Source organism: Marinobacter salexigens (assembly GCF_018860765.1).
Lineage (GTDB): Bacteria > Pseudomonadota > Gammaproteobacteria > Pseudomonadales > Oleiphilaceae > Marinobacter > Marinobacter salexigens_A.
The window spans coordinates 1-17311 of sequence record NZ_JAHKPV010000019.1; the positions used below are offsets into that span (position 1 = coordinate 1).

Genomic DNA, 17311 nt, shown 5'->3' on the forward strand with positions numbered 1-17311 from the left:
TGGTCAATTTGTTAAAGAGCGCTTGAGCCGTTGCTCAATCAAGGTGGCGTATTCTACATCGTCTCGCCGCCTTGTCAACCGTTTTTTTCGAGTCGTTTCAGAAGCTTCCCTTCCAAAACCACCGATACTTACCGGCTGCTTCATACTTGATTTCGAGGGGCGTATTCTACATCGAATCCCAACCCTGTCAACTGTTATTTCGAAGAATCTTAAAAGCTTTTTCTTCAATACTTTCAAACAGTTAACTCTCTCAAAACACTCCGCTGTTCCGGTGTGTCCCTCAAGCGAGATGCGCATTCTACAGAGCTGGCTGGAGGTGTCAACCATGTCACGAAATTATTTTAAAATTGATCTACAACTTAACCTCTATCGCTTCAGCGGCAACCACCGCTTTGGCTTTTGCTTCCTCAATTGTAGACCCTATAGCCAGAGCGACCCCCATTCTGCGACGACCTGAAAGCTCGGGCTTTCCAAACAGCCTTAGTTGTACACCCTTTTCAGACAACGCCTCATCCAACCCAGAGTAGGATATCTCTTTGGATTCCCCTTCCGACAGGATTGCTGCTGAAGCAGAGGGCCCGTACTGGCGAATCGACGGGATAGGCAAGCCAAGTATAGCTCGCGCATGGAGAGCAAACTCTGATAAGTCCTGCGACACCAATGTGACGAGTCCTGTGTCGTGAGGCCTAGGCGATACCTCCGAGAAGTAGACCTCATCCCCATGAATAAATAGTTCCACTCCATAAACTCCGTAACCGCCAAGGTTTTCGGTGACTTTCAAAGCCACTTCTTGAGATCGCTCCAGTGCCTTAGCGCTCATTGTTTGCGGCTGCCAAGATTCCCTATAGTCGCCGTCCTCCTGTCGGTGCCCTATGGGGTCGCAAAAGCTCACCCCCCCAGAATGCCTTACAGTAAGCAGGGTTATTTCATAATCAAATGTCACAAAACCTTCAACGATAATGCGACCCTTACCTGCGCGCCCCCCTGTTTGTGCATAATCCCAAGCAGCATCAATTTGGCTATTTTTAGTTACCGTACTCTGGCCCTTGCCAGATGAACTCATAACAGGCTTAACTACAACCGGCAGACCTATGGCAGATACCGCCTCTATAAAGTCTTCCTTTGTATCAACGAATCGATATGGGGATGTATTCAACCCCAACTCTTCTGCGGCAAGTCGACGGATGCCTTCTCTATTCATTGTGAGATTGGCAGCTCTTGCCGATGGGATTACGCTGTAGCCCTCGCACTCAAGTTTGAGTAGTTCGGCAGTCGCAATCGCTTCGATTTCCGGAACAATGAGGTCAGGCTTTTCAACATCGACAACATTACGTAGCGCTTCGCCATCCAACATATCGATTACATGGCTTCGGTGAGCTACCTGCATCGCGGGTGCATTCGGATAACGGTCTACTGCTATTACTTCCACCCCAAACCTTTGCAACTCGATTGCAACCTCTTTGCCAAGCTCCCCAGAGCCACACAACAACACTCTGTAGGCATTTGCTTTTAGCGGTGTACCCAGCATTACCTTACTAACATGGTTCAAAGCCAATCCTCCAGAGAACACATCAATCCGGTTAGATATCTTCGTGTTCAGTTAAAGACTTATTTTCCGCTCCCGTTCAGCGACTTTCAAAAGCACTGCTTTACGCTCACAGTTAGTCATTGAGGTCCAACGCAAAATTTCATCTCCGGTGCGCTGGCACCCGATACATATATCGCGCTCATCTAGAGCACATATGCTCACACAAGGCGAGCGGACCCTCTCTTTCCGTTCCATAAAGATTGAACTCAATCGCTCTTGGGCTTTAGGCCACTCACATAGCGGCTTGCATTGTGTACGTAATGGGCGGCACTGAGTTCGAGCATCTTCCTTTGCTGCTCTGTGAGCTCCCGCTTAACTTTGCCCGGCGCTCCAATTACTAGCGAGCCGTCAGGAACCACCATGCCCTCAGGGACAAGCGTGTTTGCGCCAATGAGGCAGTGTTTGCCAATTTTTGCACCATTCAAAACAACGGCGTTAATACCGATCAATGAATAATCCCCAACTTCACACCCATGGAGCATGGCCTTATGGCCAACAGTCACACCTCTACCCAAAGTCAACGGGTTTCCCGGGTCTGTATGCAAAACAGAGGCATCCTGAACATTCGTCTCCGGACCAATCGTGATCAGCTCATTGTCCCCCCGAATCACCACGTTGAACCAAATACTGCTCTTTTCGTGAAGGGCAACGCTGCCGATTACAGTTGCGTTGCTGGCAATAAATTGGCCATCGCCGTGCAGTTCCGGCGCACGGTCTTCGAGCTCATATAGCATTATAGTTTTCCTCATTAGGTTCGGGGCTCAAGCAAATCTATGCCTGTATCGTACACAGCATTCAAAAAGTCGACCAGAACCACTGCCGACAACCCCCATATCTGATAGCGCTCCCAGCGGTAACAAGGCACGTGAATGGTGTGGTTTTGAAAGTGCAATGCATCTGTGCGCTCGCGCCGGTCTTCGAGAAAAAACGAAAGAGGAACACGAAAAACACTTTCGATCTCGTCCGGGTTAGGATCTAAAGGGTGGCTCTTGGGAACAACACCAACATAAGGAGAAACGATAATTCCATAACGTGACATCACCTGACTCAAGGGTGCAATAATTTCCACTTGGTCAGGCGGCAGCCCGATTTCTTCATGGGTCTCGCGTAACGCTGTAGCAGCTAGGGATGAATCTTCCGGATCACGTTTCCCACCTGGGTAGGCAACCTGCCCTCGATGAGTGCTCAAGTTTTCAGAGCGTAACGTAAATATCATTTCGGGGTTATCGGGGTCATCTGTAATCGGAACGAGTATGCCCGCCTCCGGGTAGTCCAGATCGAGTTTCCGGGGTGCATAATCTGTTAAGCGCTGAACAAGTAAATCACGCAAATCAGAACTCCTGCGCAAATCTGGTGTTGGGTGAGACAGCGGCGATCAAGATCATTAAACTGAACGCTCTACCAATTTAAGTATACGGGGAAAAACATGAAGTACTGCAGCACATGCGGCCATCTGGTTAAACAAAGTATCCCTGAGGGCGACAACCGATACCGCTACGTGTGCGTTAGCTGCAGCACCATTCATTATCAGAACCCCAAAATTGTCGCAGGCACCGTGCCCGTTTGGGACGGAAAAATTCTGCTTTGCCGCCGGGCAATCGAACCTCGCTACGGTTACTGGACGCTGCCCGCCGGCTATATGGAGAATGCCGAAACGACAGTAGAAGCAGCAGAGCGTGAAACATTAGAGGAAGCCCTTGCCGAGGTCCATATTGATGGACTCTATTCCATTATTGATGTTCCCCATATAAATCAGGTTCACATGTTTTATCGGGCGACCCTCAAAAACGGGCATTTCGGCGCGGGCGAAGAGTCTTTGGAAAGCCAGCTGTTTGCTGTTGATGAGATTCCATGGGAAGACATTTCATTCCCGACCGTTCGCAAGACACTGGAACTGTTTCTGGAGGACCTAAAAAAAGACGCCTTTGGCGTTCACATAAGTGACATTCGGCATCCAATGACTGCCACTCGCACCAAAGACGATCTATAACACCTCAAGACGATAGACCTCATAAGCAGGCTCTTCATAAGGATGAGCCTGCTTGAGGGCGGCAAGCGCCTCTTTGATCAAGTGATCGCGGCAAACAAGCTCAACCTTGAACTCCCCCACAGTCTCCAGCGCCCCACTCGATCCCAAATACGGATTGCTTCCCTGAAGTGGGCGGAACTGACCCTGTCCGTAGCATTGCCACGCACAAGAATCGTAATCCCCAATACGCCCCGCTCCCGCTTCAAAGAGCGCCTGTTTGGTTTTCTCCAAGTGTGTTTCAGGTACGAAATAGCAAATTTTGTACATGATACCGGCCCATCTCAGGATATTTTTTGTACAGATTAATAGCTTAGCCACTTACCCACAGATTCTGTGGATAACTCTGGGGAAAGATTTGGGGAACACCGCTATAAACCCCGTATTTACTGCACTTAGGTTAAATTGGTGACAATTTCACCCGATTAATTTAAGTCATATATTTCAATGCGTTACAACTTTTCACTCAAAACTGCAGCCCTATCCACCGCATTGCGCACAGAATGCACAGAGCACCGCCCGCAATGTGCATAAAGATACTGAGTCAAGCGGTATTTTTCCAATATAGTGACTTTTTTAGCTTGAAAAACTATAAAACTACCGAATCCCATACACAAAAAAACCGACTCCAGAAAGTTACCCTAACGGGGCTTACTAAAGTCGGTTTTTTGAAGCTTCGTTCTCTATTTAACCGAACCAGCGCCTCGCGTTCCGGAACATGCGAACCCAGGAGCCATCTTCCTGCCAGTCAGTGGGCCTCCACGAGTGCTGAACCGCACGGAATACACGCTCAGGATGGGGCATCATAATTGTGATACGGCCGTCCCGGGTAGTAGCACCTGCGATACCATCTTGTGAACCATTGGGATTGTATGGATAGCGCATTGTTGCCTGGCCCCGGTTATCCACGAAGCGCAGCGCTACTCGCTCACTTTCCGCAAGATCTGCAGCGGATGCACTTCCTGAAAACTCTACTCTCCCCTCGCCATGAGCAACCGCGATTGGCATGCGTGAACCAGCCATCCCGTCCAGAAAGGCAGAAGGTGACTGCATCACTTCAACCATCGCCAGTCGCGCTTCAAACTGTTCGGACTGGTTACGAACAAAGCGAGGCCAGGCTTCACTGCCCGGGATCAGCTCGTGCAAATTGGAAAGCATCTGGCAGCCATTGCAAACACCGAGCGCGAGGGTATCCTGCCGATTAAAGAACGCCGCAAATTGATCACGGACGCGATCGTTGAACAGGATGGACTTTGCCCAGCCTTCGCCAGCACCCAAGACGTCTCCATACGAGAACCCACCACAAGCGACGAGACTGTTAAACGCCTCCAAGTTCGAGCGCCCCGAGAGAAGGTCGCTCATATGAACATCAACAGACTCAAAGCCAGCTCGATCAAATGCTGCGGCCATCTCAACCTGCCCGTTCACGCCCTGCTCTCGCAAAACGGCTACTTTGGGTCGAGCACCTTTGTTGATGTAAGGCGCAGCTATATCATCGTTTACATTGTACGTGAGCTCTACATGCAGCCCCGGGTCATCCGCATCCAAGAGATTATCAAACTCCTCCAGAGCGCAGTCCGCATTATCCCGCATCGACTGAATTCGGTAGCTTGTCTCAGACCACAGACGCTGCAGTTCTGTTCGCGAGTTATCAACAACCGCTGTGCCTTCAAACGTCAGGCGCAAACGGTCTTCATCATTCAATGTGCCAATGACATTAATATGATCGCCCAGACCGGCTGCAGAAAACTGCTGTAAAACGAAGTCAGTGTCTTCCCTGCGCACCTGAATAACGGCACCCAGCTCCTCATTGAACAACTCGCGGGCAAACTGGCTGGGGTCATCTGCTAATCCGTCCAGTTTTATATCTACACCGGTGCGGCCAGCAAAACACATCTCTGCAAGTGTCACAAACAAGCCGCCGTCAGAACGGTCGTGATAGGCGAGAAGCTTGCTGTCTGTGTTCAACCCCTGAATGACAGCAAAAAAGGCCTTGATGTCTTCTGGATCGTCGAGATCGGGCGCCACCGCCCCGACATGTCGATAGACTTGAGCCAATGCCGACCCACCGAGACGGTTTTGCCCTGCGGCCAGATCAATAAGAATCAGGTCGGTCTCACCCCCATCTTTTATCAATTGGGGCGTCAAAGTGCGCGAAACATCGGTGACCGGCGCAAAACCACTGACAATCAAAGAAAGTGGCGCAGTAACGCTTTTATGTTCGCCGTTATCCTCTTCCCAAACCGTCTTCATGGACATGGAGTCTTTACCAACGGGAATGGTGATTCCCAGCTCCGGACATAATTCCATACCAACGGCGCGAACTGTCTCGTAAAGGTTTTCGTCCTCCCCGGGGTGGCCAGCAGCTGACATCCAGTTCGCCGACAAACGAATATCCGAAAGCTTACCAATAGCAGCGGCCGCCATATTAGTAATAGCCTCACCTACCGCCATGCGGCCAGAAGCAGGGGCATCAATGGTTGCTATGGGCGTACGTTCGCCCATGGCCATAGCTTCGCCAGTCAGCACATCGAAGGAGCTTGCAGTAACCGCTACATCGCTAACAGGCACCTGCCAGGGGCCAACCATTTGATCTCGAGCAACCAGCCCGGTAATCGTACGGTCACCAATGGTTATCAGGAAATTCTTAGAGCCGACTGAAGGCAACCTCAACACTCTGCGTATCGCATCGTTCAGGTCGACTTGTGTAGAGTCAAATATCGGTTTGCTGAAAGATGTTCGCTTAATGCTGCGATGCATACGAGGCGGCTTACCGAACAGCACATCCATCGGCAGGTCAACCGGCTTGTCATTAAAATAAGAGTCGCTCAGCTCTAGGTGGTGGGCTTCCGTTGCTTCACCAATTACTGCGTATGGGCAGCGCTCCCGACGACACAGCGCGTCGAAAAGCTCCAGATTCTCAGGAGCCACCGCCATAACATAGCGCTCCTGCGACTCGTTGCACCAAATTTCCAACGGAGACATACCGGGCTCGTCGCTAGGAATATCCCGCAGTTCGAACTTTCCACCGCGACCGCCGTCTTTGACCAGTTCCGGCATAGCGTTAGATAGGCCCCCAGCGCCAACATCATGGATAAAGCACAAGGGGTTTTTCTCGCCCATCTGCCAGCAACGATCAATCACTTCCTGGCAGCGGCGCTCCATTTCAGGGTTATCACGCTGTACGGAGGCAAAGTCGAGATTCTCATTACTGGAGCCAGAATCCATGGATGATGCCGCGCTGCCACCTAGACCAATAAGCATGGACGGACCACCCAACACTATAAGCTTGGCGCCTACTGGTATCTCGCCTTTTTCCACATGCTCCGCGCGGATATTACCTAGTCCGCCAGCGATCATGATGGGTTTGTGGTAGCCACGCACTTCATCGCCTGCAGGACCTGCCACTTTTGCTTCGAATGTCCGGAAGTAGCCCGCTATGTTAGGACGGCCAAACTCGTTATTGAATGCAGCCCCGCCAATAGGGCCTTCAATCATGATATCCAGAGCGGATGCGATTCTGTCTGGCTTGCCGTAATTGATCTCCCATGGTTGGGGATCGTCTGGCAAATTAAGATTGGAGACGGTAAACCCTGTAAGCCCGGCTTTCGGTTTGGAGCCACGGCCCGTTGCACCTTCATCACGAATTTCACCACCAGAGCCGGTTGCCGAGCCTGCTGCTGGGGCAATAGCTGTCGGGTGGTTATGGGTTTCCACTTTCATAAGAATGTGGATGTCTTCTTGGTTATAGCTATAAACACCGGTCACCAGATCGGGGTAGAAACGGCCACCCCGGCTGCCCTGAATAACCGACGCATTATCTTTATAGGCAGACAGTACGCCTTCGCTGTTCATTTCGAAGGTGTTACGGATCATGGCAAAGAGGGATTTTTCCTGCCCTTCTCCATCAATGTCCCAAGAAGCATTGAATATTTTATGACGACAATGCTCGGAGTTTGCCTGCGCAAACATCATAAGCTCAACGTCGGTTGGGTCTCGCTCAAGACCAATAAATGATTTCACCAAATAATCAATTTCGTCATCTGCCAGCGCAAGCCCGAGGCGCTTATTTGCCTCCACCAGTGCTGATCGACCTCCGGCCAAAACTGAAATACGTTCCAGCGGACGCGGCTCTTCATGGCTGAACAATAGTTGAGCGCCCCCCATTTCATGGAAGACTTTTTGAGTCATGCGATCGTGAAGCAGAGCTGCTACCTTCTCGCGCTGGTCTAAGCCCAGCTTTTTGTTCGATTTAATATAAAAAGCCGTGCCACGTTCGATACGCTGGATCTGGCGCAAGCCGCAGTTACGAGCAATATCGGTTGCCTTACTGGACCAGGGAGACAAAGTTCCCGGGCGAGGTACAACGAGAAATAGCACGCCGTCCGGCTCTTCAACCGGTACGCTGGGGCCGTATGTAAGCAGCCTATCAAGGATGGCCTGCTCGGAATCAGAAAGCGTGCCCTCCAGATCTACGAAGTGCATGAATTCAGCATAAACATGCTCAACCTCGGGCACGATGGCCTGAATTCTGGCGTACAGTTTATGAGAGCGGAATGGCGAAAGCGCGGGAGCGCCGCGAAGTTCAAGCATGATATCAACCTGTATCGCGCGAAACGGGGAAGTCCGGGTGCATTCTGAGAAGGCGCATATGATACTTGAAAGCTTTGCCAGGATACAGCGCCTGAAAAGTTATTCCTCTAATGTGCATTTGACATTATTTTGCACGGTTTTTGATCAACTTTATTGACCGCTCTTCCCGCAGCAGGGATCATTAGGTTGTGGACATGGAGACCACACGCTAAAAGACACCGGATGCTGCCAATAAGCTTGTGCGCATCCCGATGACCCAGCGGTAACGGAGAACAGGGACTTGGCAAGAAACCTAACTGCACGTATTGCAGCGGCGGTAAATAAATCATTCCTCGCCTGCACGCTAACAATGATCCTGCTCAGCCTTAATGGGTGCAGCCAGCCCAGCACGCTGCAGGAGATTCGCAATGAGGGCGTACTGCACGTCATCACCCGGGTAGCACCTTCTATTTATTATGAAGGGCGCGGTGGGCCCACAGGTTACGACTATGAGTTGGCCAAACTCTTTGCTGAGGAGCTGGGTGTAAAGCTTCGCCTCAGAGTTGCCGATGACAATACCGAAGTGCTTTCCGTAATATCCAGAGACTTCGCGCACATCGGTATGGCGGGGTTGTCTGCACAACCCTTGTTCGACAATCAATACAAATCGCTTCCTACCGGCATTGAAGCCCAATCAATCGTTGTATACAACAGGGATGTCGAACGCCCCGAGTCTTTGTCAGATCTAGCCGGCGAGCGCCTCCACTTGGTGTCCGACAGCAATCATGAGTATCAACTGCAAGCTATTACGAACACGGCCTCCGGTGTTTCGTGGCAAGTGCACCCCGGACTGGATGCTGCAGGCATTTTGGCGCGCCTCGAAACTGGCGAACTATCCTACGCTGTAGTTTCTTCGAACGAACTTGAGCTTAACCACGTTTTTTTCCCTCAGGTTAAACAGGCCTTTGCGCTTGGCGATGCCATGCAACTGGCATGGCTGTTTCCCATCAATCAGGACGACTCGCTGGTGAACGCAGCAAAAGCGTTTATGGAAAAAATGCGGGAAAACGGCACCATCGCCCAGCTTGCTGAACGCTTTTACGGGCACTTGGATCACCTGAACTACGTGGGTGCGCGCACGTTCATGCACCACGTGGAAAACCGCCTTCCGAAATACGAAGGGCTGTTCAGAGAAAATGCTTCCGTTTTCAATATGGACTGGCGCTTACTTGCTGCCATTGGCTATCAAGAGTCGCACTGGCGACCCAATGCGGTTTCTCCGACAGGAGTCCGTGGGCTAATGATGCTCACACGGAACACGGCAAACTACATTGGTATCAATAACCGGCTGGACGCTGAAGAAAGCATTCAAGGCGGCGCAAAGTACTTCCGCATAGTGCACGAAAAAATCCCCGATCGCATCGCAGAGCCTGATCGCACCTGGTTCGCCTTAGCGTCTTATAACGTAGGCTTTGGGCATCTGGAGGATGCCCGCAGGCTTACCACGAGTGCCGGAAAAAATCCGGACCGGTGGATGGATGTGAAAGAGTTTTTACCTTTGCTCGCACAAAAAGAGTGGTATAAAAAAACCCGCTATGGCTACGCCCGCGGCCACGAGCCCGTTCTCTACGTTCAGAATATCCGCCGCTACTACGATGTACTCGCTCGAGTCATGAAGCCAACGGAGCGCGTAGCTGCTGCACCCTCTTCCTTCGTTGGGTTGGAGCAAAGCGCGGATGGACGCTCCAATATGGACAGTCCAGAGGAAGATGCGGAACACCGTGCTAGCCTGCCACCGGAACTCGGGATGGTCCCTCCGACACTTTAGAACCCAAGTTAGACTTCAGGATCGTCCGGCTTGCTCACTTCAAGCACCCGCTCCACTTGATTGCGGGTGAATCCCCTACGAGAAAAAAAACGGGCCTGACGCGCCTTTTCGTCCCACTCGTTACTCAAATCGGTTAAGCCAAACCTCTTTTCCCTCAACAAAAGTGCGTTCCGGACCCAATCGGCATCATCCAGCCCACCAACACAGTCCGGCAAAGAGTGAATACCACGCTGTTGTAACTCTGCAATAACTTTTAGCGGACCGTAACCCAAATCAATTCGTTGGCGTGAATAAACATCGGCAAAGCGATTGTCATTCAACCAGTCCTCATTTTCGTAATCATCCAGAACTCTGGAAATAACCGAGTCATCAAGCTGACGCTGTCTCAGCTTGAGTGTCAGCTCTTGGCGACTATGCTCGCGCCGGGCAAGCAGTCTAAGGGCCACCGAGCGTGCTTTGTATTCTTGATCCTCGCTATTTTCCTGTTTTGCCATTCAGCTCTTCCCGCAAACGCTCACAAAACGCTAGACTAGCCCCGATTTAACTCTGTCGGCGCAGATTCCAAACGCCGACACACAAATTTCCAACAGTAGTGACAATAGTGTCCGGCGCTCTGAGCTTGCATTGCAGAGAGCTGATGGCCGGTGCTGGCTTACTTTGCCCGACACCGCAGACTGGTTTCAATCCCTAAGGATATCTTCATGGCTGCATTTCTCCAGAAACTGTTCAGATCCCGTAAACCCTCCGCCTCGGATCGCAAGGCACAGGCTCGCATTCAGCCGCCGACAGAGCCGGTGGAAGATAAGCGCGCCCAATTAAGGGAAGATCAGTTGCAGGTGTTACAAGCCGGCCCAACTCAGAAGGTTGCGGCGAGCCTCGCCATTGAAGGTTTAACGGCAGACACACGGCTCAAGGCCGCCGGCTTGCTGCAAGACGCAGAACTGTTGCAGCAGGTACAAAAACAGGCAAAAAACCGCGACAAAAGCGTATACCAAGTAGTTCGGCAGAAATTACAGGTAATCCGGGATGAGCAGGCTCATAAGGAAGCCGTTTCAGCCACCCTTTCCGCACTGATCCGCAATGCCAAGGATCAAGCTAAGAGTGACGACACCAAGCTTTATGAGGCCCGTCTGGAGACACTTTTAAGCCAATGGGCAAAAGTGGAGCCTGAGGCAACACCAGACCAACTAAGCGAGTTTCTTGAGTCGGTTCACCTTTGCCGCGAGCGCTTATCCGACTTGAAAGCAGCTCAGGCGGCGGAAGAGCAGCAACGAGAACAACAACTTCAACGAGAGGAAACCTTAGCGTTGATTGCCCGAACACTGGATGACTTGCGAAGCCAGCCAGCAGAAGCACTTGCATCTTTGGCATCTCTGGATGCTCTTCAGAAAACCCAAGAAAACAGATGGTTAGAAGCAACGCGGGACACTCAGGTAGAAAGACAGCAGCAAAAAGCCTATGAAACATCGATGATGGCGTTGCGTAACTATATGAGTGCAGTGCGCCACATCAGTCAGGCAAAAGAGACACTTCAGGCACTCTCGGCTATTGCTGATGACGACGCAAGCCTGGAGGACCGCGACCAAGCCTCCACGATGATCAAAGAAATCAATTGGCCGGAGGGCTTCCCTGCTCCGGATCTACTGACGCCTCTGTACAAGCTGGCCAAAAAACCGAAAGCGCCGGTCAAAAAGAATGATGATCAAAAGCAGCAACAAGCTGCGACAGAGAACTTAAAAGCAACGCTAAACCAGCTTGAAGAGACTCTGGAAGCCAAACAGCTCAAGGAATCCCGTCACCTGCTGAAAACCGCCCAGCAGTATCTAAAAAATCTTGACCACCGCAACAGCAAGACTTTTCAGGCCCGAGTTCAGCTTCTCACAGGTCAACTAAGAGAACTGACGGACTGGCAAGGATTTGCGACCGAACCCAAGCAGATCGCCCTTTGTGAGCAGATGGAATATCTGGCAGAACAGTCCATGGAGCCGGAAGCAAAATCCGAGCGCATAAAGGAGCTCCAAAAAGAATGGCGAGAACTTGGTGGCTCGTCAGACCGCACTATGTGGGCACGCTTCAAACAAGCGTCGGATAAGGCCTATGAGCCCTGCAAAACCTACTTTAAGGCAAAGTCGGGCTTGAAGCAGGCAAATTTGGAAAAACGCAAAACAATTTGTGCCGAGCTGGAACATTTTGTTAGCGGAGCGGACTGGAGCACCATCGATTGGAAAGCTGTTGAGCATATTCTGCAAACCGCCCGTCAAGAGTGGAAATCTGCCTGGCCTGTGGAGTTTAGGGATAATCGGCAGGTACAGAAGCAGTTTGACGAGCTGCTTAAAAAGCTAGAAGCCCCTATTGATGATGAGCGCCGCAAAAACGAAGCATTGAAGTTGGCAATCGTTGAACAAGCGCAAGCGCTAATCTCTCACGAACCACTTCAGGAAGCCATGAGCAAGGCAAAATCCCTGCAAACAGACTGGAAGGCAATCGGCATTACCCGCCACAGGGAAGACCGAAAATTATGGCAAGCATTCCGCAAAGCTTGTGACGATATTTTTGCACGCCGAGATACCGAGCGCTCAGAACAACAACGCGCGACACAGGAAGCCGATACCGCTGCCGAGGCAATGCTTGAGCAGGCTATGAGCATGGATTCCAGTCAGGATGAACATGCTCTGGAACAAGCATTAACCTCATTACGCAGCCTTGACGCCATGCAAACATCTGCAGCAGTAACTGAGAAAATCCAAAAAGAAAAACAACGCTTGAATCAGGCGATTGCAGCACAAAGACTCAAAGCAGGTATTGCAGAGTGGCAAACGCTTGTATTGGCACGCGCTGGAGATGAAGCAGCTCCGGACACCCTACCAGCCAAGTGGCCTCAGTTCGCCGAAAGCTTGCCCGAACTTGACGATCAAGAAATCGTCATCCGTGCAGAAATTCTTGCAGGCATACCATCGCCAGAGGCTGAGCAGAAAAGGCGTATGGAAATACAGGTTCAGCGTCTAGCTGAAGGTATGGGTTCCTCCGAAAAAGCCTACAGTGCTTTAAAGAGTGTGGAGAGCCTAGTTGCTAGCTGGTGTCTCAAAGCACCCGACAAGGTCGCAGACCCTGCGCTGGCCGAGCGCTTGAATAAGGCGCTGGATGCGCTAATTACAAGCTAAACATTCAGCGCTCTACTCGCGCTGATGTTCTCTGACAAAATCCCTGGCGTTTTTTACAGCGCTCAGGGATTTGTCTCTCATGCCCTTGAGCTCCTCGTCTGCTAGATAAAACATCATGTCAACGGTGTGTCTGTAGTATCGTGGCGGCAGCCTGTTAAGCGCCACACACATAACGTCCGCCAGATAATCTGGCGTATCCTCCGGCTTTCTTGTTGCCTCTATTGCGTCTATCACCAAACGTTCGTAAAAATTCTCGACCGCATCTCTAAAAGACATGTAGCTGTGCCTCCGGAATCCAAGTGGGCGCACTTCAAAAGTCGGCGCCTTCTTCTATAAACAATAGAAGTTGAATCTCAGCCTGTCATGCCCACTGAGCAATTTTGTCAATCCGATTGGCAGGCGGCGTCATTACACACAATGGTGCTAAGGGGCTATGGTGACAAGCCTGATAAATAAAACACAAAGCAACAATCACCAAAGGAAAAGCAATGACCACCGAGGCGTATATCTTCGACGCGGTCCGCACGCCCAGAGGGCGCGGTAAAAAAGACGGCTCACTTCACAGCGTCAAACCCATTACATTACTGACGACTGTGCTCAATGCGCTACAGCAGAGAAATAACCTGGACACTGCTCAGGTAGACGATATAGTGCTTGGTTGCGTCTCCGCCGTTGGCGATCAAGGTGCCGACATTGCTAAAACAGCGGCACTTGCCGCAGATTGGGATGAAAAAGTAGCCGGCGTTACCCTCAACCGATTCTGCGCTTCCGGCCTTGAGGCCGTTAATCTGGCAGCCATGAAAGTCCGCTCTGGCTGGGAAGATTTGGTTGTTGCCGGTGGCGTCGAGTCTATGTCCCGCGTGCCTATGGGCTCGGATGGTGGAGCCTGGGCTATGGACCCGCATACCAACATGCATACCGGCTTCATGCCTCAGGGTATTGGCGCTGACCTTATTGCCACGCTTGAAGGGTTCAGCCGGGAAGATGTTGACGGATTCGCTGTAAAGTCCCAGCAAAAAGCCGCTAACGCTTGGAAGAACGGTTACTTCGCCAAGTCTATTGTTCCTGTTACCGATCAAAGTGGCGTTGTCATTCTCGACCGTGATGAGCATGTGCGCGGCGACACTACGATTGACTCCCTTGCGGGCCTCAAGCCTTCTTTCCAGATGATGGGAGAAATGGGCTTTAACAGCGTGGCTCGGGAAAAGTATCACTATGTTGAAACGATTAACCACGTACACCACGCTGGCAATTCCTCTGGCATGGTGGACGGTGCTACAGGCATTTTGATTGGCAGTGAGGCCAAAGGCAAAGCAATGGGCCTTAAGCCCCGCGCTCGCATCGTGGCCACTGCGGTTACGAGCACGGATCCAACCATTATGCTCACCGGCCCTGCGCCTGCCTCGCTAAAGGCATTGGAAAAAGCGGGCATGACGGTAGATCAGGTTGACCTATTTGAAGTAAACGAAGCCTTTGCCTCCGTGGTAATGCGCTTTCAAAAAGAACTCTCGATTCCTGATGAAAAAGTGAATGTTAACGGCGGTGCGATCGCCATGGGCCACCCCCTCGGCGCCACCGGCGCAATGATTCTCGGCACCCTGCTGGATGAACTGGAGCGCCGGGAACTGCGTTTTGGTCTGGCGACGCTTTGCGTCGGCGGCGGCATGGGCATTGCCACGATCATTGAGCGGGTCTGAGCCCCATACTTTTTCAAATAGGAGAACCGATTATGAGTGCCATCCGTTATGAACTGGGGTCAGATCAAATTCTGACCCTCACCATCGATATGCCGGGCCAGTCCGCAAACACAATGAACACGGCGTTTCGTGAAGCTCTTGATGAAACTGTCAGCAAGGTTCAGGGCGATCTGGAAAATATTCGCGGCATTATTGTTACCTCGGCCAAAAAAACATTTTTTGCCGGTGGCGACCTGAACGAAATTCATAAAGTCACCCGCGACGATGGCCAAGCCTTTGAGGACATGGTCAATAGCATGAAAGCTCATATGCGGGCACTAGAAACCTGCGGCAAGCCGGTAGTTGCAGCCATCAACGGCACGGCATTGGGGGGCGGATTTGAAATCGCCCTAGCCTGCCACCATCGCATCGTCCTGAACAACAACAGCCTTCAGTTGGGGCTTCCGGAAGTCACTCTTGGACTACTTCCAGGTGGCGGGGGTACTCAGCGCTTGCCCAGAATGATTGGCCTGGAGGCGGCGTTCCCGCTGCTGATGGAGGGCAAAAAGCTACGCCCTTCTGCCGCACTGAAGGCTGGCATCATTGACGAAATTGCAGACTCCCCTGAAGACATGATGGCCAAGGCACGGGCGTTTATCGATGCCAATCCCAAGTGCCAACAGCCATGGGACAAAAAAGGCTTCAAGCTTCCAGGTGGCGCTCCCCACCATCCTGCGATGGCACAAAAATTGGTAATTGCACCTGCAATGCTGAAGCAGAAGACCAAAGGCTGTTACCCAGCGCCCGAACGCATTATGGCGGCAGCAGTTGAAGGTGCTCAGGTGGACTTCGATAATGGCAGCCTGATTGAAACCCGCTACTTTGCAGAACTGGTTATTGGCCAGGTTGCCAAGAATATGACGGGCACCTTCTGGTTCCAGCTAAACGATATCAATGCGGGTGGAAGCCGCCCTGAAGGCGTGGAGAAAGAGACCTTTAAGAAAGTAGGGGTACTTGGCGCCGGAATGATGGGGGCAGGCATTGCCTATTCCACAGCTAACCGCGGTATCGAGGTTGTGCTTAAAGACGTTTCACTCGAAAGTGCCGAAAAAGGCAAAAGCTATTCGGAAACTCTGCTAGCGAAAAAAGTTAGCCGCCGCCACATGACCGAAGAAAAGAAGGCGGAAATTCTTAGCCGTATCAAGGCAACAGACTCTACTGCTGACTTAGAAGGCTGTGATCTGGTTATTGAAGCCGTATTCGAGGACAGCGAACTGAAAGCCAAGGTTACCGCCGAGGCTGAGCCCAAGTTGGTCAACAACGGCATTTTTGCCTCCAATACTTCAACCATTCCCATTACCCAGCTAGCAGAGGCCTCCGCCAAGCCCGAGAACTTTATCGGGCTGCACTTTTTCTCACCTGTAGACAAAATGATGCTGGTGGAAATCATTGTGGGCGAAAAAACCTCCGATGAAACATTGGCTCGGGCATTCGATTACGTTCAGCAGATTGGCAAGATTCCTGTAGTTGTTAACGATAGCCGAGGTTTTTTCACATCTCGCGTGTTCGGAACCTTTGTCAACGAAGGCATCACTATGCTGGGTGAAGGTGTTCACCCCTCCAGTATAGAGAATGCTGGCTTGTTAGCGGGCATGCCCGTCGGCCCGTTGACGATCTCCGATGAAGTCAGCATGACACTAATGCAGCACGTTCGCAGCCAGAGTAAAAAGGATGTGGAAGCAGCGGGAGGAACATGGAATCCGCACCCGGCCGAGGCAATCATCGACCAAATGGTTATTGAGCACGGGCGCAAAGGCAAAGCTGCCGGCGCCGGTTTCTACGAATACCCCACCAAGGGAAAAAAGTACCTGTGGCCTGAGCTTGAAACTCTCTTTGTGGACAATGAGAAAGCTCGCGATGTAAAGCTACAGGAACTGAAGGATCGGATTTTGTTCATTCAAGCCATTGAGACAGTTCGTTGCTTAGAGGAAGGCGTATTGCGCACTGTTGAAGACGCCAACATAGGCAGCATCTTTGGTATCGGGTACGCGCCCTGGACGGGTGGAGCGATACAGTTTGTTAACCAGTATGGAGTGAGAGCCTTTACTGAAAGGGCTCAGGAGCTCGCAAACATCTACGGCGAACGCTTTACCCCGCCCGCGCTGCTGCTTGCGCATGCGGAACAGGAAAAGCCCTTTACCTGAAGTGCCTGAAAGGCGGGGGGCCAAGCTCCCCGCCGTACATTCTTTTTCCCCTTCCCACACAGTCCCCCTTAAACTCTTAGTCTGTTTCGCTTGTTAATCCATTCAGATCTGTTTTCTTTTTAACGAGAAAACGGCAAGTTATGGACAGATTGTCACGAACCGATACGTCATGCCTATAGCAACGGGTGTAGCCCTTGCCTACAATAAATCTATCAGCCCACGGGTTAACCGAGTCCAGTTCTGTCTGGCGGGTACC

At 51.4% G+C, this 17311-nt stretch carries 13 protein-coding genes; 5 read left to right on the top strand and 8 right to left on the bottom strand.

Translation table 11 applies throughout. The features are described 5' to 3' along the window. Positions 1-352 precede the first annotated feature (352 nt). The 4 genes from purT to KO508_RS10750 all read right to left on the bottom strand — a co-directional run bounded on the left by purT (position 353) and on the right by KO508_RS10750 (position 2918). On the bottom strand, positions 353-1528 hold the full coding sequence (gene purT / locus KO508_RS10735) for a formate-dependent phosphoribosylglycinamide formyltransferase (RefSeq protein WP_216008839.1): 1176 nt from the start codon (positions 1526-1528) through the stop codon (positions 353-355). A 72-nt stretch (positions 1529-1600) separates the two neighbouring features. Then, positions 1601-1783, bottom strand: a complete 183-nt coding sequence (locus KO508_RS10740; RefSeq protein WP_216008320.1) for a DUF1289 domain-containing protein — start codon at positions 1781-1783, stop codon at positions 1601-1603. A gap of 11 nt (positions 1784-1794) precedes the next feature. Next, positions 1795-2322 carry a gamma carbonic anhydrase family protein gene (locus KO508_RS10745; protein ID WP_216008321.1) on the bottom strand — a complete coding sequence of 176 codons (528 nt, stop codon included), beginning with the start codon at positions 2320-2322 and terminating at the stop codon, positions 1795-1797. A gap of 14 nt (positions 2323-2336) precedes the next feature. After that, entirely contained in the window at positions 2337-2918 is a 582-nt protein-coding gene (locus KO508_RS10750; protein WP_216008322.1) for an NUDIX hydrolase, read from the bottom strand. Between the two features lie 96 nt (positions 2919-3014). Between KO508_RS10750 and KO508_RS10755 the strand changes: the two genes are divergently transcribed. After that, complete coding sequence (locus KO508_RS10755; protein WP_216008323.1) at positions 3015-3578, top strand: NUDIX hydrolase; 564 nt, start codon at positions 3015-3017, stop codon at positions 3576-3578. On the opposite strand, the gene KO508_RS10760 is transcribed toward KO508_RS10755, so the two are convergent. Next, positions 3573-3884 (bottom strand): Nif3-like dinuclear metal center hexameric protein, encoded by a 312-nt coding sequence (locus tag KO508_RS10760; RefSeq protein WP_216008324.1) that lies wholly within the window; start codon positions 3882-3884, stop codon positions 3573-3575. The genes KO508_RS10755 and KO508_RS10760 overlap by 6 nt on opposite strands. Positions 3885-4301: 417 nt before the next feature. After that, a complete protein-coding gene (purL, locus tag KO508_RS10765; RefSeq protein WP_216008325.1) occupies positions 4302-8207 on the bottom strand; it encodes a phosphoribosylformylglycinamidine synthase in 3906 nt (1301 codons plus the stop codon). Between the two features lie 349 nt (positions 8208-8556). Between purL and mltF the strand changes: the two genes are divergently transcribed. Further along, positions 8557-10014 carry a membrane-bound lytic murein transglycosylase MltF gene (gene mltF, locus KO508_RS10770; RefSeq protein WP_216008840.1) on the top strand — a complete coding sequence of 486 codons (1458 nt, stop codon included), beginning with the start codon at positions 8557-8559 and terminating at the stop codon, positions 10012-10014. Between the two features lie 8 nt (positions 10015-10022). Here mltF and KO508_RS10775 read toward each other — a convergent pair whose 3' ends face one another. Continuing rightward, entirely contained in the window at positions 10023-10508 is a 486-nt protein-coding gene (locus KO508_RS10775) for a regulatory protein RecX (RefSeq protein ID WP_216008326.1), read from the bottom strand. Between the two features lie 207 nt (positions 10509-10715). Here KO508_RS10775 and KO508_RS10780 point away from each other — a divergent pair, with 207 nt between their 5' ends. Then, positions 10716-13175, top strand: a complete 2460-nt coding sequence (locus KO508_RS10780; RefSeq protein ID WP_216008327.1) for a DUF349 domain-containing protein — start codon at positions 10716-10718, stop codon at positions 13173-13175. Between the two features lie 12 nt (positions 13176-13187). On the opposite strand, the gene KO508_RS10785 is transcribed toward KO508_RS10780, so the two are convergent. Then, complete coding sequence (locus tag KO508_RS10785; protein ID WP_216008328.1) at positions 13188-13451, bottom strand: late competence development ComFB family protein; 264 nt, start codon at positions 13449-13451, stop codon at positions 13188-13190. A gap of 212 nt (positions 13452-13663) precedes the next feature. On the opposite strand from KO508_RS10785, the gene KO508_RS10790 reads away from it, so the two are divergent. After that, entirely contained in the window at positions 13664-14872 is a 1209-nt protein-coding gene (locus KO508_RS10790; RefSeq protein ID WP_216008329.1) for an acetyl-CoA C-acetyltransferase, read from the top strand. Positions 14873-14904: 32 nt separating this feature from the next. Further along, complete coding sequence (locus KO508_RS10795) at positions 14905-17055, top strand: 3-hydroxyacyl-CoA dehydrogenase NAD-binding domain-containing protein (RefSeq protein ID WP_216008330.1); 2151 nt, start codon at positions 14905-14907, stop codon at positions 17053-17055. Positions 17056-17311: the final 256 nt, after the last annotated feature.

Excerpts from the sequence above, each read along its gene's own strand:
- purT (WP_216008839.1), bottom strand. The coding sequence starts at position 1,528 with ATGCTGGGTACACCGCTAAAAGCAAATGCCTACAGAGTGTTGTTGTGT.
- KO508_RS10740 (WP_216008320.1), bottom strand. The coding sequence starts at position 1,783 with ATGGAACGGAAAGAGAGGGTCCGCTCGCCTTGTGTGAGCATATGTGCT.
- KO508_RS10745 (WP_216008321.1), bottom strand. The coding sequence starts at position 2,322 with ATGCTATATGAGCTCGAAGACCGTGCGCCGGAACTGCACGGCGATGGC.
- KO508_RS10755 (WP_216008323.1), top strand. The coding sequence starts at position 3,015 with ATGAAGTACTGCAGCACATGCGGCCATCTGGTTAAACAAAGTATCCCT.
- KO508_RS10760 (WP_216008324.1), bottom strand. The coding sequence starts at position 3,884 with ATGTACAAAATTTGCTATTTCGTACCTGAAACACACTTGGAGAAAACC.
- purL (WP_216008325.1), bottom strand. The coding sequence starts at position 8,207 with ATGCTTGAACTTCGCGGCGCTCCCGCGCTTTCGCCATTCCGCTCTCAT.
- mltF (WP_216008840.1), top strand. The coding sequence starts at position 8,557 with ATGATCCTGCTCAGCCTTAATGGGTGCAGCCAGCCCAGCACGCTGCAG.
- KO508_RS10775 (WP_216008326.1), bottom strand. The coding sequence starts at position 10,508 with ATGGCAAAACAGGAAAATAGCGAGGATCAAGAATACAAAGCACGCTCG.
- KO508_RS10780 (WP_216008327.1), top strand. The coding sequence starts at position 10,716 with ATGGCTGCATTTCTCCAGAAACTGTTCAGATCCCGTAAACCCTCCGCC.
- KO508_RS10785 (WP_216008328.1), bottom strand. The coding sequence starts at position 13,451 with ATGTCTTTTAGAGATGCGGTCGAGAATTTTTACGAACGTTTGGTGATA.
- KO508_RS10790 (WP_216008329.1), top strand. The coding sequence starts at position 13,664 with ATGACCACCGAGGCGTATATCTTCGACGCGGTCCGCACGCCCAGAGGG.
- KO508_RS10795 (WP_216008330.1), top strand. The coding sequence starts at position 14,905 with ATGAGTGCCATCCGTTATGAACTGGGGTCAGATCAAATTCTGACCCTC.